Origin of the sequence: Bombella favorum (genome assembly GCF_014048475.1) — a bacterium.
In the GTDB taxonomy this organism is placed as follows: Bacteria; Pseudomonadota; Alphaproteobacteria; order Acetobacterales; family Acetobacteraceae; genus Bombella; species Bombella favorum.
In genome coordinates, this window is sequence record NZ_NWUS01000001.1 from 653461 (window position 1) to 668810 (window position 15350).

13 protein-coding genes are annotated in these 15350 nt (G+C 55.9%); 4 read left to right on the forward strand and 9 right to left on the reverse strand.

Annotated features, from left to right (window positions below):
- Nucleotides 1-8 precede the first annotated feature (8 nt).
- From CPA57_RS03025 to CPA57_RS03045, 5 genes are all read right to left on the reverse strand, one after another.
- A complete protein-coding gene (locus tag CPA57_RS03025; RefSeq protein ID WP_182081344.1) occupies nucleotides 9-1757 on the reverse strand; it encodes a TolC family protein in 1749 nt (582 codons plus the stop codon).
- Nucleotides 1757-3637 carry an FUSC family protein gene (locus tag CPA57_RS03030; RefSeq protein ID WP_182081346.1) on the reverse strand — a complete coding sequence of 627 codons (1881 nt, stop codon included), beginning with the start codon at nucleotides 3635-3637 and terminating at the stop codon, nucleotides 1757-1759. The genes CPA57_RS03025 and CPA57_RS03030 overlap by 1 nt, the downstream gene beginning before the upstream one ends.
- Nucleotides 3615-4667, reverse strand: coding sequence for a multidrug transporter subunit MdtN (gene mdtN / locus CPA57_RS03035; protein WP_077396607.1), 1053 nt, complete (start codon nucleotides 4665-4667; stop codon nucleotides 3615-3617). Before mdtN ends, CPA57_RS03030 begins: the two co-directional genes overlap by 23 nt.
- Nucleotides 4668-4677: 10 nt before the next feature.
- On the reverse strand, nucleotides 4678-4977 hold the full coding sequence (locus CPA57_RS03040) for a YtcA family lipoprotein (protein ID WP_182081348.1): 300 nt from the start codon (nucleotides 4975-4977) through the stop codon (nucleotides 4678-4680).
- 295 nt (nucleotides 4978-5272) lie between these two features.
- A complete protein-coding gene (locus CPA57_RS03045) occupies nucleotides 5273-6670 on the reverse strand; it encodes an MATE family efflux transporter (protein ID WP_229709202.1) in 1398 nt (465 codons plus the stop codon).
- A 92-nt stretch (nucleotides 6671-6762) separates the two neighbouring features.
- On the opposite strand from CPA57_RS03045, the gene cysS reads away from it, so the two are divergent.
- The 3 genes from cysS (at nucleotide 6763) to CPA57_RS03060 (ending at nucleotide 9995) form a co-directional block, all read left to right on the forward strand.
- The gene (gene cysS, locus CPA57_RS03050; RefSeq protein WP_407647553.1) at nucleotides 6763-8151 is read left to right on the forward strand and encodes a cysteine--tRNA ligase; all 1389 of its coding nucleotides are present in this window, start codon (nucleotides 6763-6765) and stop codon (nucleotides 8149-8151) included.
- A gap of 8 nt (nucleotides 8152-8159) precedes the next feature.
- On the forward strand, nucleotides 8160-8942 hold the full coding sequence (locus tag CPA57_RS03055; RefSeq protein WP_077396605.1) for an RNA methyltransferase: 783 nt from the start codon (nucleotides 8160-8162) through the stop codon (nucleotides 8940-8942).
- A gap of 69 nt (nucleotides 8943-9011) precedes the next feature.
- Nucleotides 9012-9995: an ion channel gene (locus CPA57_RS03060; protein WP_182081350.1), complete on the forward strand. Its 984-nt coding sequence runs from the start codon at nucleotides 9012-9014 to the stop codon at nucleotides 9993-9995.
- 29 nt (nucleotides 9996-10024) lie between these two features.
- Here CPA57_RS03060 and gltX read toward each other — a convergent pair whose 3' ends face one another.
- The 4 genes from gltX to CPA57_RS03080 form a co-directional block, all read right to left on the reverse strand.
- Nucleotides 10025-11362 carry a glutamate--tRNA ligase gene (gene gltX / locus CPA57_RS03065; RefSeq protein WP_182081352.1) on the reverse strand — a complete coding sequence of 446 codons (1338 nt, stop codon included), beginning with the start codon at nucleotides 11360-11362 and terminating at the stop codon, nucleotides 10025-10027.
- 77 nt (nucleotides 11363-11439) lie between these two features.
- The gene (locus CPA57_RS03070; RefSeq protein WP_182081795.1) at nucleotides 11440-11853 is read right to left on the reverse strand and encodes a hypothetical protein; all 414 of its coding nucleotides are present in this window, start codon (nucleotides 11851-11853) and stop codon (nucleotides 11440-11442) included.
- Nucleotides 11854-11993: 140 nt separating this feature from the next.
- Entirely contained in the window at nucleotides 11994-13073 is a 1080-nt protein-coding gene (locus CPA57_RS03075) for a nicotinate phosphoribosyltransferase (RefSeq protein ID WP_229709253.1), read from the reverse strand.
- Between the two features lie 150 nt (nucleotides 13074-13223).
- Entirely contained in the window at nucleotides 13224-14603 is a 1380-nt protein-coding gene (locus CPA57_RS03080; RefSeq protein WP_182081356.1) for a class II 3-deoxy-7-phosphoheptulonate synthase, read from the reverse strand.
- A gap of 281 nt (nucleotides 14604-14884) precedes the next feature.
- On the opposite strand from CPA57_RS03080, the gene CPA57_RS03085 reads away from it, so the two are divergent.
- Nucleotides 14885-15316: a hypothetical protein gene (locus CPA57_RS03085; RefSeq protein WP_182081358.1), complete on the forward strand. Its 432-nt coding sequence runs from the start codon at nucleotides 14885-14887 to the stop codon at nucleotides 15314-15316.
- Nucleotides 15317-15350 lie beyond the last annotated feature (34 nt).

A 15350-nucleotide genomic window follows, 5' to 3' on the forward strand; every position in this document is an offset into this window, starting at 1 on the left:
AGACCCCCTCAGCCGGGGGCCTGACCGTTGGAGACGGGAACGACCGGTGCCGTTTCCTCCAATGAGCCTTCAATATCGGATAGAACGCTGCTGCTACCCAGCGTACCGGCAGCATAAGCCAGAGAAGCTGCAGCACTCAGCATCCCGTAATAACTGTCCGAAACGGCCAAGCGAGCGTTGAGCAACGTATTCTGCAGTTCCAGCATACGGGTCATCGTACCATCACCAGAGCGATAGGCTGTCAGGGCGGCATCAAAGCCTGTCTGACTGGCCTTCTGAAGGCTCAGGGCGGCCTGATAGGCTGTAATGCCCGTATGGAGCATGGCCTCGGCACTCACAATGGTACGCACCGCATTATTCTGCGTATCCTGAAGGGCGGCACGGGCACTATCTTCCCGCTCATGCGCCTGACGGAGGCGATTGCGGCGCAAACCACCATCATAGATGGGCACGGTAATCCCCGCTGTAATCAGGCTTCCGAACGTATGAACCCGGTCATTAAGCGAATTCGTATTCACGAGTGGCAGATTACGGAGGCGGATATCATCAAACCCGTACCCGACATTACCGCTCATGAATATCTGCGGCCTATAGCTAGCCCGGGCCCCTTCCACTGCGCTTTGAGCGGCCCGCAAGCTCGTATAGGCTGCCAGAACATCCGGGCGACGCCCCACGGCCTCGTGCACCATGTCTTCACTGAGACGGATATCCTCAACACGGATGTTCCGCCCGGTATCTGTCTGGACATGCAAAGGCTGGGACGGATTCAAACCAACCGCTGTCAGCAATTCCAGGCGATAGGTTTTTACATCACCTTCCGTCCGGGCCAATACAAGCTCGGCCTCTGCCACGGCCTGCTCGGCCTGTGCTGTATCAATGACCGTCCCTTCCCCGTTGCGCAGATTTGCATCTGCTGCACGAGCAATAGCATGGGCATTCTCGAGGGACTGACGCACGAGCGAAACGTTATTCAACGCTGCCGCATACCGATAATACGCCAAAGCTACCTGATGAATGACCTTTTGATGTTCTCCCGTAAACAGGATGTTCTGCCCGATGCTTTTCTGAGTTGCTTCCTCCATAACGGCACGCCGCTTGCCGAAGTCGAAGAGAAGCCATTCCAATCCTACCTGCTGACGTTCCAACGTCCCATGAATACGGGTATTGGTATTGACCTTAACCCCATCAGACCGGAAACGATTATGAGGCTCCAGAACTCCATAGCCTCCTAGGGCGGTCGCTGTCAGATGAGGCAGATAGGCAGAACGGGCAATGCCGGTCTCTGCCGCACTCTCTCTCGCAGCATCCCACGCCTGACGGGTGGAAGGGTTGATGGACTGCGCCATGTCGATCAGATCCACCAGATTATAGGAATGGTCTACCTGAACGGTCCCCAGCGCAGCAGGCTGTGGCAGGGCATGATCCGAAGATAAACGGTACCCGGCAGGCATCTTCAACATACGGCCGCCTTTATGGCCCGGTGCGCCTTGTTCGTGCCCCTCAATAATATGGCCGTTTGCATCAACCGGTGCCGCCCACGGCTGGTCGGGCGCAAGAGGCATGTTCTGCATAGCTGTCGTCTGGCAGCCGCTTAGTGCACTACCACAGAGAAGAACAGTGCAAACCAGTGCGGCCCTGCGCCACATCGGCCTTCCATCCTGCTTCATAGAAGGACAACTGCCACGAGATGATGTCTGATGAGACCGCCCCTGTATCTTTCCCTGCGTCATGTCCTGTTTCCACACAAAACCATCCATCAGAGACCTCCTCCTTCGTTAAGGGAAGTGGCCTCCCCCCCCTTCAAAATCTGCCCTAGACGGAGGGCCTGTTTCTGCCGGTTTACAGCGATATCGCCGAACAAGCACCCAGCACTTACAACAGCACGCCGCAGAAACAGCATATATTGCCGCATCCGATGCTTGGTCGGGCGCATGGCCGCTGGTTCTATCATAACCTGCCGCAGCTGACTCATGGCGCCGCTAGCCGTTTCCTGCACCTTTGCGGCCTGTAGTAGACGCTGATCCTGATTCCAATCCGTCACATCCTGCGCCAGCAAGCCATCAAGAGCCTTCAACTTTTGCAGAGCACCGCCCATCGCACTGTGGGGCCAGAACAAAGTATGCACGACATAGGTAATAGCCAAGCCGATCAGAATACCGATGATACGATCACGCGGGACAGTCAGATCTGTTATAGGGGTATATTTGGCGAGATCGGACAATGTGAAGGTTACGATGATCTGCAACCCAAGATAGGAAATACGCTGATCACCAGCCTTCACCCATGCCCCGATGAAGATGACCACACCCATAACAAGCATGATTTCGGCTATATTCGTCATATGCGGCATAAGCCATATGATAGTCCCCATAGCCATGCAGCAGCCCATCAGGGCACCGACAATACGCAGACGCTGCTTGTCCAACACAGCCCCCATCGTTGGTAGAGAGACGATGAAGCAGGTAACAATGCAGGTGTGCACACCCGGCCAATTCAACATCTTATATGTGATGATGGCAATGCAGACAGATACAGTACCCTTAACGGCATAACGGATATGTTCCCGGTCCGTAAAAGCCCCGGGAAGAAAGAAGCTCGGCTTCTTCTTGGGGGGGGCGGCATTACCGGCAGGGCCAGAAGGCAACTGCACCTCTTCGGCGGTCAGTGGCTTCTCAAATTCGTTCAGCAGACGCTCTATTTCCTGCGTAATCTCACCTGAACAGACCTGAGGGCCTTCCATATCAACAGGGCGACCGTTTGTTTCAAAATAATCGGCCACCTCATTCAGGCGACCTGCCAAATAGGTACAATCTTCCCGAGAAATGGGCACATGGGGCTTCAAGCAGCGTTCAACAAATTGCAAAATGCCAAAGCTATTTAGGGCGGCGCGGCGCAGATAGGATAGATCCTCTGTGCTCCAGCGCTGCTCTACAGTAGCAGCCCCGAGCAGGCCAAACATGCCACTGACCCCCTCGCCCACAGTATCCATGACAGCATCCTGCCACGCCTGAGGGATCGGTCGCCCTTCCCCCCTCCGCCCCAAACATTTTGCCGATAGGCGCAGCCGCTCAATAATCTGATCTGTCAAAACGTGCTCTGGCGAAGGCGAAAGGCAGCTTCCCAGAAAAGCAATCATACCACCAATGATGAGGAACACACGCCACGCAGACAGAACAAGGCGGGCGATGCTATCGCCATTCTGCACACTATCCAGCGATACCAGCATATAGGATAGGATCAACCCACCAATAACACTGATCATGCCAAGAATAGTTGTTGTACTTAGAAAGAAAAAAATGAAGCTGAGTATAAGATTGAAGATCAGTGTCGCTAAAAAATTATTAATTGTCGTAGCAACGCCTACATAAAGAACACCCGTCACGCCAGAAAAGAAGATGACGTACATGACAGATACCTTCATGTTCGCCACCCTGTTCCCTTGCCAGAGCGCCCCCAGTGTAAGGGTTAGCAAGGTCAACATGGGGAGCTGCCAAATCTCGCCAATGAGGACGACCACCATACAGAGTATGGCAGTCCGCAAGGCAAGGGCCGTACGTCCACGGGTTGGCCTTATGATCAGCCGCCATAGACGCATGAAGGCGTCATAATAGGGTTTAAGCATGGCAGGCAGCACCATGGAGAATTTCCACGTTGGCTGTTGCACCCAGTCTCATCAGATATTCAGGAGCGTGATCAATCTTGATACGCACAGGGAAGCGCTGGGCGATATGCACCCAGTCCATCTGCCGCTCGACATACGGCACCCCACGGTCACTTTCCTTCATGTAGTCGGTCAGCACACCACGGCCAATACTTTCGACAACACCATGAATGGCCTTACTACGGTCGATCATGGAGTAAACAGTCACGCAGGCACCCGGGTGGACAGGCTTCAGATTGATTTCCCGGATCGGGGCCAAAGCATACCATTCGTCTTTGGAAACCAAAGTGAACAGATTTTGGTTGGCAGCCAGCACCTCACCTTCCCGAACATTCAGGCTGGTCACATAGCCATCAATATCAGCCGAAACACGGGTCTGCCGCAGCTCGTAGCGGGCATGTTCCACCGCAACGGATGCCTCCTGAAGCATGGCCTCGGCGTGTTTTACGTCACCAATGGCAACCTGACTGGCCTGCTGCTCATGCTGAGCTTCCGCCAATGCATCCACAGCAGAGTTAAACTTCGTCACGGCCTGGTCATAAACCTGCCAAGACACATAATGCTGCTCTGCCAGCGGCTTGAGGCGGGTTACCGTACGCCAGGCAAGGTCCTTCTCATCTTCTGCCTGATGCCGCCTGCGCTCGTTGCTCGCCGCATTGGCCATACGTACAGCCAGCGCACGCCGTGCATCATTCAGATCAGCCTGTGCCTGCGTCTCGCTTGCCTCAGCTTTGTGCAGAGCAATCTCATATGGCTCCGGGTCGATCTGGTAGAGAAGGTCCCCTTTATGGACGACCTGATTATCCCGGACGGAAAGCGTCTGGAGGCGTCCCCCCACCAGAGCGGCAACATGCACGCTCTCCGTATAAATAACGGCACTATCACTATTGGGGTGCTGCCCTGACTGGTGATCCACATAAAGAACACCCAGAAGAGCGCATACCAAAGTGGCCATCGCAATCGCACTTCCCACCGGGAAGCGGCCTTTAATCCGTTCTTTTTTCATGAAACCGCCCTTATTGCCCGTAGAGAAGAAGCCAAGCAATCAACCCCAGCATCGTACCCATGGAGAGATAGGTCACCAGATGGTACCGCAACAGACCATCCACATGCAGGATCATGAAAACCAGCCGCAGCAGGGCAGCACCGACTGCACCTATAAACAAGCATATAAGCCACGCCGGGAAATAGGCCCCTGCTAGAGGGAAGCTCGGCGCCCCAATGCTGGCCCAGCCTCGCACTGGGGCCATCAGCAAAGCAAGACCCAGCCATGGGGCCCCACGGGACCTAAAAGAAAATACTCCGGGCAGCTTCATGCACGCTCCTGTTTCCACCTACTGGGACGATACGCAACCCCGCAGAGCCCGCCCCCAGACACGCAGGCACTACTGCCTTCGCAAAGCATCTGACCAACCAGATCGCTCATGTTCTTTTAATACGCTGAGACGCCCGACCATACGGAACCACACCCCCTTTTTCAAACGAATTAAGGAGGGATGACACCCCAGATTCAGTCAGCCTAGGGTTTAATGGTCGAACACACCATGCGCCTTCCTGAACAATGTTCCAGATTACCTATCCTCCCACAGGGCATCACGGCAAGTGGCCTTTTTAAGGCTGGGTTGCGGCCGTGCGATACAGCAGCAGATAAAGCCGCCCCCCAAGGGCAAAAGCGGTTATGCCCAGCCCTGCGGCAAGCCCAATCCATAGACCCTGCACACCGTACCCCCATCGGAAAGCCAGCCAGTATCCCAACCCAATACCCACAACCCCATAGCTAACAATGCTAATAACCATAGGGATGAACGTATCCCCACAGCCCCGCAACGCCCCGTTGCAAACTGCCTGCACCCCATCCACGATCTGAAAAATCCCAGCAATTTTCAGCAACAGAACCGTCGTAGTAAACGTGCCGACATCTGGCGGGGCGCCCGTATAATAAAGACGGGCCACAACCTCGGGCATTAGCATAAGAACCAACCCTGTCATGATGGTCCAGCCCAATACGAGCAACAGGGCACCACTAGAGGCGCGACAGGCCTCCGCCGTTTTTTTCGCCCCCCGCCAATAGGCAACCCGCACATTCGCAGCCTGCCCAATGGCCAGACAGACCATGAAAAAGAGAGAAATAGTGTTCAATGCCACCTGATGCGCTGCAAGGCTGCGCGTTCCCAACCTTCCGGCATTCAGTGTCGTGATCTGGAACAAAAGAAGCTCAGAGGCCGCCGTAATCATCATGGGCAGGCCCAGTATCAGAAGCTCCTTTAGAAGAGGCCACCGTACCCGCACCGGCCTTAACAGCCCCCGTAAGCTAGGCCGCCAGAGGCAGAGGAGTAAAAGAACGAGGCTCATGGCCCAGCCTGTCAGCATCGTGGCGTGAGCGGACCCAAACAAGCCATAGGCAGGCAGCCCAAACCAACCATGTATCAGGGCCGCATTCAGCACCCCATTACACAAGGCCATGACAGGCATCGTCCAGAGCAACAGGGATTCTGCCCCAAGCGACGGCAATGCCACACGGCATAACCCTAGCAGAACCAGATTGGGCAAGAGCGCATAAAGCAGCACATTGATGAACTGCCCGCCCTGCTCCGTCACCATGAACGGCTCACCCATCAGCCCGAATATGCGACTAGAACAAAGCAACAGGATCAAACAGGGAATGAATGCCAGCAGGCCCAACACGGCCCCCGCACTGATGATGCTCCGTCTATCATGGCCTTCCCCATGACCATGCTCCACCCCGCCACGGGCATGAGACAGCAGCACACCGACTCCACCCAGCACGGCCTGAAAAGAAATCATGGTCGTGAAGAAGAAATTATTGGAAATCCCCCCAATGGCCACAGCGTCCACCCCGAGGCTTCCCAACAAGATAGTATCAGTCACCCCCATAGCCATCTCCGAAAGCTGAGAGAGAGCCAGAGGCAAACCAACCTGAATCAAAGTGCGGATGTGAACGGACATCCCCACAGCAGGAGCGATATGTTTCATTCTTGGTGCGGACATGAGTTTGTCTCTATCGCATATAACCCAAAGCGCAAGTGCTAAAGAGTGATTTCCCTGTTGCACCAGACGCATCTCTGTCGCATTGAACAGACATGAGCACGCAGCAGAGCAATTCAGACCCGATGTCCACCCAGTCCGGCTTGAGGCTTCATAATAGCCATCAGCGTTCGACTGTCCCTTTCACCCCCGATGATGCCACCAATGTCCGCCTCTATTTCTGTGGACCGACCGTCTATGACCGGGTGCATCTTGGTAATCTACGTTCCATGCTGAGTGCAGACGTGCTTGTCCGTCTGCTCCGTGCGCTCTACCCGCAGGTTACCTATGTCCGCAATATCACCGATATTGATGACAAAATCATTCAGCGGGCCCGAGACAATAATGAAGACATCGCCAGCCTGACAGAACGTACCACACAGGATTTTCACGACGATCTCGCCGCTCTGAACATCCTACCCCCCACTATTGAACCCAGAGCCACGCAGCATATTCCTGATATGCTGAAAATGATCGACCGTCTCATCACGCAGGGCCATGCGTACGAAGCAGACGGGCATGTGCTTTTTGATGTCACGTCATTCCCCAGCTACGGCGCCCTGTCTGGCCGCTCGCTAGACGATATGCAGGCCGGGGCCCGTGTGGAAGTCGCCGGCTATAAACGTAACCCCGGGGACTTCGTCCTCTGGAAACCCTCCAGCGAGGATGAACCGGGTTGGGATAGTCCCTATGGTCGTGGCCGCCCCGGCTGGCACATCGAATGTTCCGCCATGGCTGAACGTTACCTCGGGGAAAGTTTCGATATTCATGGCGGCGGGAATGACCTACTTTTCCCCCATCATGAAAATGAACGGGCGCAGTCTCTCTGCTGCTACCCTCACAGCCATTTTGCCCGCCATTGGCTCCATACAGGGATGCTGCTTTCCGGCGGGGAGAAAATGTCCAAGTCGCTGGGTAATTTCCACACCATCCATGAAGTACTAGACCGCACCCCGGCAGAGGCCCTGCGCCTGCTTTTCCTCGGGTCGCATTACCGCTCCACGCTTGATTTTACGTGGGAGAAGCTGGACGAAGCCCGCCGCATCATGGACCGCTTCTACCGGGCACTGGAAAAAACCACACCCACAGCAACAGATGCCATCCCGGCTGATGTACTGGATGCTCTTTGTGATGACCTCAACACGCCGCTGGCTCTCAGCGTGCTTCACCGCTATGCCGATGCTGCACTAGACGGCCAACAGGAAGCTGCAAATCTTCTCCTCGCTGGGGGACAACTTTTGGGCCTCTTTACCATGAGCCCAGCTGATTGGTTCCAGGGAGGCACAGAACTTGATCCCGCCGCCATTGAGGCCCTGATTGAACAGCGCCTTGCGGCCCGTAAGGCCCGTGACTTTGCTCTGGCTGACCAGATACGCAATGATCTGGCAGAAAAGGGCATCCTGCTGGAAGATGGCCCAGCCGGTACAATCTGGCGGAAAGGATAATATACCCCATGACAGGCCGTAACGGCGGGGCCGATCTGGCCCCACCCGCTCCTTTTGACCCCGTTGTCATTCTTGTCCGCCCTCAACTGGCTGAAAATATTGGGACTACAGCCCGGGCCATGGCTAATGGTGGATTATTCCACCTCCGCCTCGTGGCCCCGCGTGATGGCTGGCCACAACCTCGTGCTTGGTATGCCTCCTCCGGGGCTGATCGCATTCTTGAGGAAGCCACAGTCTTCGAAACAGTCGATGATGCCATCGCCGATCTACACCGTGTTTTTGCCACCTGTCCCCGCCCTCGCCATATCATCAAGCCGGTCATGACGGCTCGTGGTGCTGCGGCAGAGCTGCGAGCTACCAGCAGCCGGAAACTGAAAAGCGGTATCCTCTTCGGCCCAGAACGGGCAGGGCTGGATAATGAAGACATGGCCCGGGCCGATACGCTCATCCGCTATCCACTCAACCCCCGTTTCATGTCGCTCAATCTGGCTCAGGCCGTGCTTGTTATGGCCTATGAATGGTATCTGACAGAAGATACCGTGCCCGAGCAGTATCTCATGACCAATGAGACACATGTCGCTACGAAAGGTGAGGTCGAAAACTTCATGACCCACCTTCTGCGGGATCTTGATGAATGTGGCTTTCTGCACCACGAGCAGAAACGCCCGGGGATGATCCGCAATCTACGCCATCTGTTCGCCCGTGGCGAAATCACCGAGCAGGAATTGCGGACACTGCATGGTGTCGTCAGTGAACTTTCACGGGCACGAAAGATACGCCATACAAAATGATGCCACTCTTGCCCGGCACGCTGTCGGGCAGGGTACGCTGCCCCTTCCTTCAACCGTCCTTAGAATGCCATGCATATTAAACTGCCAGAGGCTCTACTCCACCCGCACAAACCAGTGCAATCAGCACCGGGGATGAGCCTTCTCTCGCAGGACAACGTCCTGAACATCGTTACACGCAGGAAGACACGTGGCCACCTTCTAGGGGACATGTATCATAATTGCCTGACCATGGGCTGGATGACCTTTTTTGCCACGGTGACAGCAGCCTATCTGCTGCTCAACCTGCTATTCAGCTTCGGTTTCTATCTGTTGCCACATGGGTTGAGCAACGTGAAAGCGGGTCACTTCTGGGGGGATTTCTTCTTCAGTGCCCAGACCCTTTCCACGGTTGGCTATGGCTATATCTATCCGCAGGGATTTGCCGCCAATACCCTTGCCACACTTGAAATGCTGATCGGGACGATCTCAACCGCCATCATTACTGGGCTTGTCTTTGCCCGCTTCTCCCGCCCTCATGCTCGGGTCCTGTTTAGCAACATGGTGACAATATTTCAGGACGGAGACATTACAAAGCTCAATTTCCGGTTAGGGAATCTCCGTAAAACCCCCCTGATGAACACCAGTATTGAGGCTATCCTAGCCCGCACACGCTCCGATGAGCGAGGTCATACATCGCTCCAGCTAGAACCGCTGACGCTAGGGCACAGTCACTTCCCGGTCTTCCCGGTCAGCCTTTCTTTCTCCCATAGCATCACAGAGAACAGCCCGCTCTATGGGCTGGATCGGGCAACGCTCGAGGCACAACAAGCCCGCATCTTCCTCATCCTCAACGCAACTGACCCTGTTTCAGCGCAGGATGTGTTCGCCAACCACACTTATGCAGCGCAGGACATACTCTACGGCGCACGGTTCGTCAGCCTCCTCAAAGAGACCGAGCGGGGCTTGATGGAAGTGGACTTCAGCCTCTTCCACGTGACATCCCCGGACCCGCTCCCTGCCGCTGATGAAGAACCGATCACAGTATCGGATGACCCTCCCTCCGGGACGACCTAACCACAGGCCGATCCCGGCAAAAGAAGCCCTTAATGCTGCACGGCATCCCTCAAGCGCAGTAGCACACGCTCCCGGCCCATAAGCGGCAGAAGAGCCGCCAACTCCGGCCCTGCATCTTCCCCTGTAAGGGCCAGACGCAGCGGCAGGAACAGAGCCTTGCCTTTACGGCCGGTTTCCACCTTCAGCAGATCAATCCAACGCTTCCAGACCGTATTATCCCACGGCTCTTCTGGCAGAAGGCGGGCGGCCTCACGCAGGAAATCCGCTTCTTCCGGCTGGGACGGGGCCACAATATGGCCTTTTACGACAGCCCACCAATGGGCAATCTCGACAGACAGATCAATATTGCCCCGAATGGCCAGCCAGAACGCTTCATCAGCTCCCTCGGGCAACTGCGGGCGAATGTCCTCGTAAGACATGCCATGCAGGACACGACGATTCAGCCCCAGAAGCTGAGGCACATCAAACCGGGCTGCAGAGCGGGACACATGGCTAATGTCATAGCTCTTCACGATCTCATCCATACTAGAGGCCACCTGCGGGTCATCCGAGCTGCCTAGGCGGGCCAAATAAGCAACGAGAGCACGGGGTTCTATGCCATCATTCCGCAATGTGGAAAGAGCCAGCCCGCCCAGACGTTTGGAGAGTTTCCCGCCATCCTGCCCCAGCAAAAGCGGCAGATGCCCAAAAGTGAAGTGCCCCTCTTTTGCGCCCAGAGCTTCTGCAATATCGAGCTGCACGCCTGTATTGGTCACATGGTCCTCACCCCGCAGAATGTGAGTGATGCCCATATCCAGGTCATCAATCACGGAGGCCAGCGTGTAGAGGATACTGCCATCCGCCCGTACCAGAACAGGGTCTGAGACGGCTGTCAGCTTCACATGGCAATCCCCCATCACGAGGTCCTGCCAATGACGGGTGGCACCGCTTAGCTTAAAACGCCAGTAAGGCACCTTACCGTTAGCTTCTGCCCGAGCACGCTGTTCATCGGTCATTTTCAGCATGGAGCGATCATACAGCGGGGGCTTCCCTGCCCTCAAACGCTGCTCCCGCTTGTATTTCAACTCCAGCTCGCTCTCAAAGCAGGGATAAAGCCGCCCCGTTGCTTTGAGATGTTCGATCACTTCCTCATAGCGGGCCAGACGTTCGGATTGTCTGGCATATTCATCCCAGCTCAACCCCAACCATTCCAGGTCTCGGCGGATGGCCTCCTCATAGGCCTTATTGCCACGCTGAGTGTCCGTATCGTCCATCCTCAGTAGGAACTGACCACCATGCCGCTGCGCAAACAACCAGTTCGCTACGGCAAGGCGGGCATTACCAACATGAAGATGCCCTGTCGGAGAGGGGGCAAAACGTACTTTCATACCGTACTCTGTTCTCATTCTTTCAACGGGGGGGGTAATCCCCCTGCCATCCATAAGGCTGATCTTCAGGAACGCTTTCACTGCTCCTGCTGGCGGTGCCGGATGATTTCCGCCACGAAGGCATCGTCATCATCTTCATCCTGATCATTCTCGTCAGGCGGGCCTGCCAGCTCTTCATCACTCACAAGGCGGCGAGGGTCCAACGTCCGCCAGTCCCGTTCCATCGGGGTGGCCGGGCTGGAGGCAAAATCATCTAGCTCCGTGCTGGACTTCCAGCCTTCCTCACCTGCATCTACAACCTCGGCATTCTCACCAAAGGCGAACCAGCTCTGCAACACATCCCTATCTGCCGCACCGGGGACACGGCATCGCTCGATGCTGTCCCGCACATACGCACGGGCAAAAGCGTTGGCATGGGCAAGGTCGAGAAAGCCTTTCACCTCCTCCACCACGTCATCATCGCCCTCACTGGCACCAGACTGATCCAGAATACGGACGACCCAACCATCATCAGCCTGCTTTACGGTTGCCTCGGCCTCTGCCTGTGCAGCCTCCTCGGTACTCTGGTCGCTTCCTCCTCCCCGGATGCCATTGATGAAAGCCCGTCTAGCTTCTCTATCCTCGTCATTCATCATCCGGTCCTTTCCTGAATTTTCTGAAGAAGGAATTCACGCCCGATCTTCACACGTGGTTCGCCATCATAAGAGACAATATCAGCCGTGGCATAGGTTTCTGACCAGCGGTCCGGCAGGAACGAGCCTGTCCCCACAATATCAATCGGAGCGGACGCATCATGCATAGCCATGCATTTGGAAATACCAAAGCCCGAGGATACGACAATCTTCACCTTCGGGAAGCCTGCTTCATCCAGCGCTTCCCGCATCCGCCAGATGGCAGCAGCGGAAACACCTGTTCCGACCAAGTAGCGCAGCTCTTTTTCCGACCGATAACGGCGAATGGTGCCCGGCGTATGGCGCTCCAGCACCTCATAAGAACGCTGTGGGTCTAGCCCTTCGAGAAAGCGGCCGCCATGCGTATCCAGCCGCACGCTCAACTCACCTGCTGCTGCACGGTCTGGAAAGCGACGACAGACTTCCAGCATGTCCGTCACTTCCTGCCCGAAATAATCCACCAGAACAGTCAGAGGTTCATCGGGGAAGCGTTCCACATACATTTCCGCTGCCCGCAGGGTAGAGCCTGCATAACCGATAAAGGCATGAGGCATAGTCCCTAGTCCCCGCTCCTGCCCGAAGAAACCTGCCGTAGCGTGGTTCGCATTACCAATGAACCCGACAGCCCCCTCCTGCTGTGCAGCCCGAGACCCCACAGCGGCGGCATAGGCCATCAGCTCCTGCATCTCGCCACCGGCACAGTGGCGGGCATCCATCGCCAGAAAAGGAACTTCTGGCAAAGCAAGAGCCATTTGATAGGCATTATGCGCCGCCACACAGGCCGCACCCGTCTTCTGAAGCAGCAAGGTTTCCAACGGGGCCAAAGAGACTAAAGAGCCCGTCAGATAGAAAAGCGGGTCACCCGCACCGACCCATGTGCCTTCTGGATGCACTTCCGTGATCTCAACAGGGAACCCCTGATGATGGGCGACATTCTGCACCCATTGCAGGGCGAGCCCATACGCCGCCACAACCGGACGACGCACAAACACAGCATAGGTCACCCGACAGTCACCAAACTGGCTGACAATATCCCGCATCCGCAGGAAATAGGCATCCGTTCGCCCCTCAATCTGAGGTATATCCAGTACTTCCCTCGGGCTATGAGCCTGCTCAAGAGCTTGTTTCCAACTCACCACGCTGTCTCTCCCTGAAAGAACTGGGCCAGTGCTGCCTCTTGGCAGAGGCCTTCAGCGTTTCTCAAAAATGCGCTTCAACCGGTCTGAAAGCTGGAAGGCAATCTCCAGAGACTGCTCGGCATTCAGGCGGGGGTCACAGAATGTCCTATAACGGGCAGGCAGGTCAGCGTCTGTCAGGCAACGTGGGCCGCCCGTGCATTCTGTAACGTCACTCCCTGTCATCTCCAGATGAATGCCACCCGGCGTTACCCCGGCCTGCTCAAACACTTCCAGGAAGCCCATGATTTCATCCAGAACATGCGCAAAAGCACGGGTCTTATATTTGTTGGATGATGTCGTGGTGTTGCCATGCATGGGGTCGCAGATCCATGTGACGGTCCGGCCTGTCTTACGCACGGCCTCCAACAACGGCGGCAGGAGATCACGCACCTTGCTATGCCCCATGCGGGAAATCAGCGTGATACGTCCGGCCTCATCCTCCGGATTGAGGATTTCCAGAAGCTTCTGAAGGTCCTCAATGGTCGTGGTTGGTCCAACCTTGATGCCGATCGGATTATCCACCCCTCGCAGGAACTCCACATGCGCCCCGCCCGGCTGGCGGGTACGATCGCCGATCCATAGGAAATGGGCCGAAAGACCATAATGGCGGCCTGTTGCCTCATCTACACGGGTCAAAGCCTGCTCATAGGGCAGGAGTAGGGCCTCATGAGAGGTATAGAACTCCACCTCATCATACTGCGGGGCGTTATCCTCTACCCCACAGGCCTTCATGAAGGCCAGCGTACCCTCAATCTGAGACGCCAGCTCTTCATAACGCTCCCCCTGTGGGGAATTGCGGACGTAATCCAGATTCCAGCGATGGACCTCATGTAGGTTAGCAAAGCCACCACGGGAGTAGGCCCGCAACAGATTCAGCACACCCGCTGCCTGAAAATACCCCATCTCCATACGGGCCGGATCGGGCTTGCGGGCTTCTGCCGTAAATTCTGGGCCGTTGACGTTATCACCACGATAGCAGGGCAGCTCCACACCGTCCCGTGTTTCGATATCGGATGAACGAGGCTTGGCATACTGCCCGGCCATACGCCCGATCTTCACCACAGGTACTTTGGCAGAATAGGTCAGCACGGCGGCCATCTGCAACAACACCCGGAACGTATCCCGAATGATATCTCCCGTGAATTCACCAAAGCTTTCAGCACAGGGGCCACCCTGAAGGATGAACGCCTCCCCCCGGGATGCCGCAGCGAGACGCTCTTTCAGGCGGCGTGCCTCACCTCCGAAAACGAGGGGCGGATAGCCATGCAGGCGTTCCTCCACGGCGGCAAGGGCGGCCCCATCCTCATAGTGTGGGGCCTGACGGATCGGGCGCGTACGCCAGCTGGCCGGTGACCATTCCGCCGTACTGCTATGTCCGTCTGACTGCTGCATCTTGTTCTCCTGCGACGAGGGAAGCGGCCTTTTTCTCATCAGGCCGTCCGTGGATACTGGTTGGACCCGTAACTGTAATGGGCGATTTTATGACCGAAATGCTACTCCAATGGTAGAGTAGGCTGAAAATTATTCAAGCCGCCCCTGTGTAGCCGGGCCTCGTGCCATGGCCGCATTGCAGCTTCATCATCATTTTACCCTGAAAAAGCTTGATCATCATACCCTCTCAAAGGATATATGGAGGAAAGAAGCACCCCTATCGGTACAGGAACAGAACACACATGGCTTCGCACCTTTCTTCTTTCAAATGGCTGACAGCGGTAACGGCGGCCTTTGGTTTTGCAGCTCTTGTTCCAGCTGCTGCCCCCTCCGCCGTGGCCCAGACAGTCCATTTTAACACGCCTTATCAGGATACTCCCACGTCCTCTTCCAAGCAGGAAGCACAGAAGAACACCTCTAAAGGTGGTGAACACTTCCATGCACGGGGGCACCGCCCACCGCCGCCGGGCTATCAAGATGTGCCTTCAACGGAATTTGAAAACGGCCCAGACCCCGATCACGAGGCCCATCTCCGTTCCAACCGTGATGCCGTCACAGGCAGCAATCTCGGCAAGTTCGGTAGCTCCTATCAGGATACCAATCCTGTCCAGAGCGGTCAGATGGGTGATGCCACTGGCAACGGCTGGGTCGCCCCTCGTGGCAATGGTTTCTGATCCGAGCGGCCTTCTATAACTGTTCGTTCTAAAT

What these genes read in the sequence shown, in the direction of transcription:
- CPA57_RS03060 (WP_182081350.1), top strand. Translation starts at nt 9,012, where the DNA reads ATGCATATTAAACTGCCAGAGGCTCTACTCCACCCGCACAAACCAGTG.
- mdtN (WP_077396607.1), bottom strand. Translation starts at nt 4,667, where the DNA reads ATGAAAAAAGAACGGATTAAAGGCCGCTTCCCGGTGGGAAGTGCGATT.
- CPA57_RS03080 (WP_182081356.1), bottom strand. Translation starts at nt 14,603, where the DNA reads ATGCAGCAGTCAGACGGACATAGCAGTACGGCGGAATGGTCACCGGCC.
- CPA57_RS03045 (WP_229709202.1), bottom strand. Translation starts at nt 6,670, where the DNA reads ATGTCCGCACCAAGAATGAAACATATCGCTCCTGCTGTGGGGATGTCC.
- CPA57_RS03040 (WP_182081348.1), bottom strand. Translation starts at nt 4,977, where the DNA reads ATGAAGCTGCCCGGAGTATTTTCTTTTAGGTCCCGTGGGGCCCCATGG.
- CPA57_RS03055 (WP_077396605.1), top strand. Translation starts at nt 8,160, where the DNA reads ATGACAGGCCGTAACGGCGGGGCCGATCTGGCCCCACCCGCTCCTTTT.
- CPA57_RS03085 (WP_182081358.1), top strand. Translation starts at nt 14,885, where the DNA reads ATGGCTTCGCACCTTTCTTCTTTCAAATGGCTGACAGCGGTAACGGCG.
- cysS (WP_407647553.1), top strand. Translation starts at nt 6,763, where the DNA reads ATGAGCACGCAGCAGAGCAATTCAGACCCGATGTCCACCCAGTCCGGC.
- CPA57_RS03030 (WP_182081346.1), bottom strand. Translation starts at nt 3,637, where the DNA reads ATGGTGCTGCCTGCCATGCTTAAACCCTATTATGACGCCTTCATGCGT.
- CPA57_RS03075 (WP_229709253.1), bottom strand. Translation starts at nt 13,073, where the DNA reads ATGCGGGATATTGTCAGCCAGTTTGGTGACTGTCGGGTGACCTATGCT.
- CPA57_RS03025 (WP_182081344.1), bottom strand. Translation starts at nt 1,757, where the DNA reads ATGGATGGTTTTGTGTGGAAACAGGACATGACGCAGGGAAAGATACAG.
- gltX (WP_182081352.1), bottom strand. Translation starts at nt 11,362, where the DNA reads ATGAAAGTACGTTTTGCCCCCTCTCCGACAGGGCATCTTCATGTTGGT.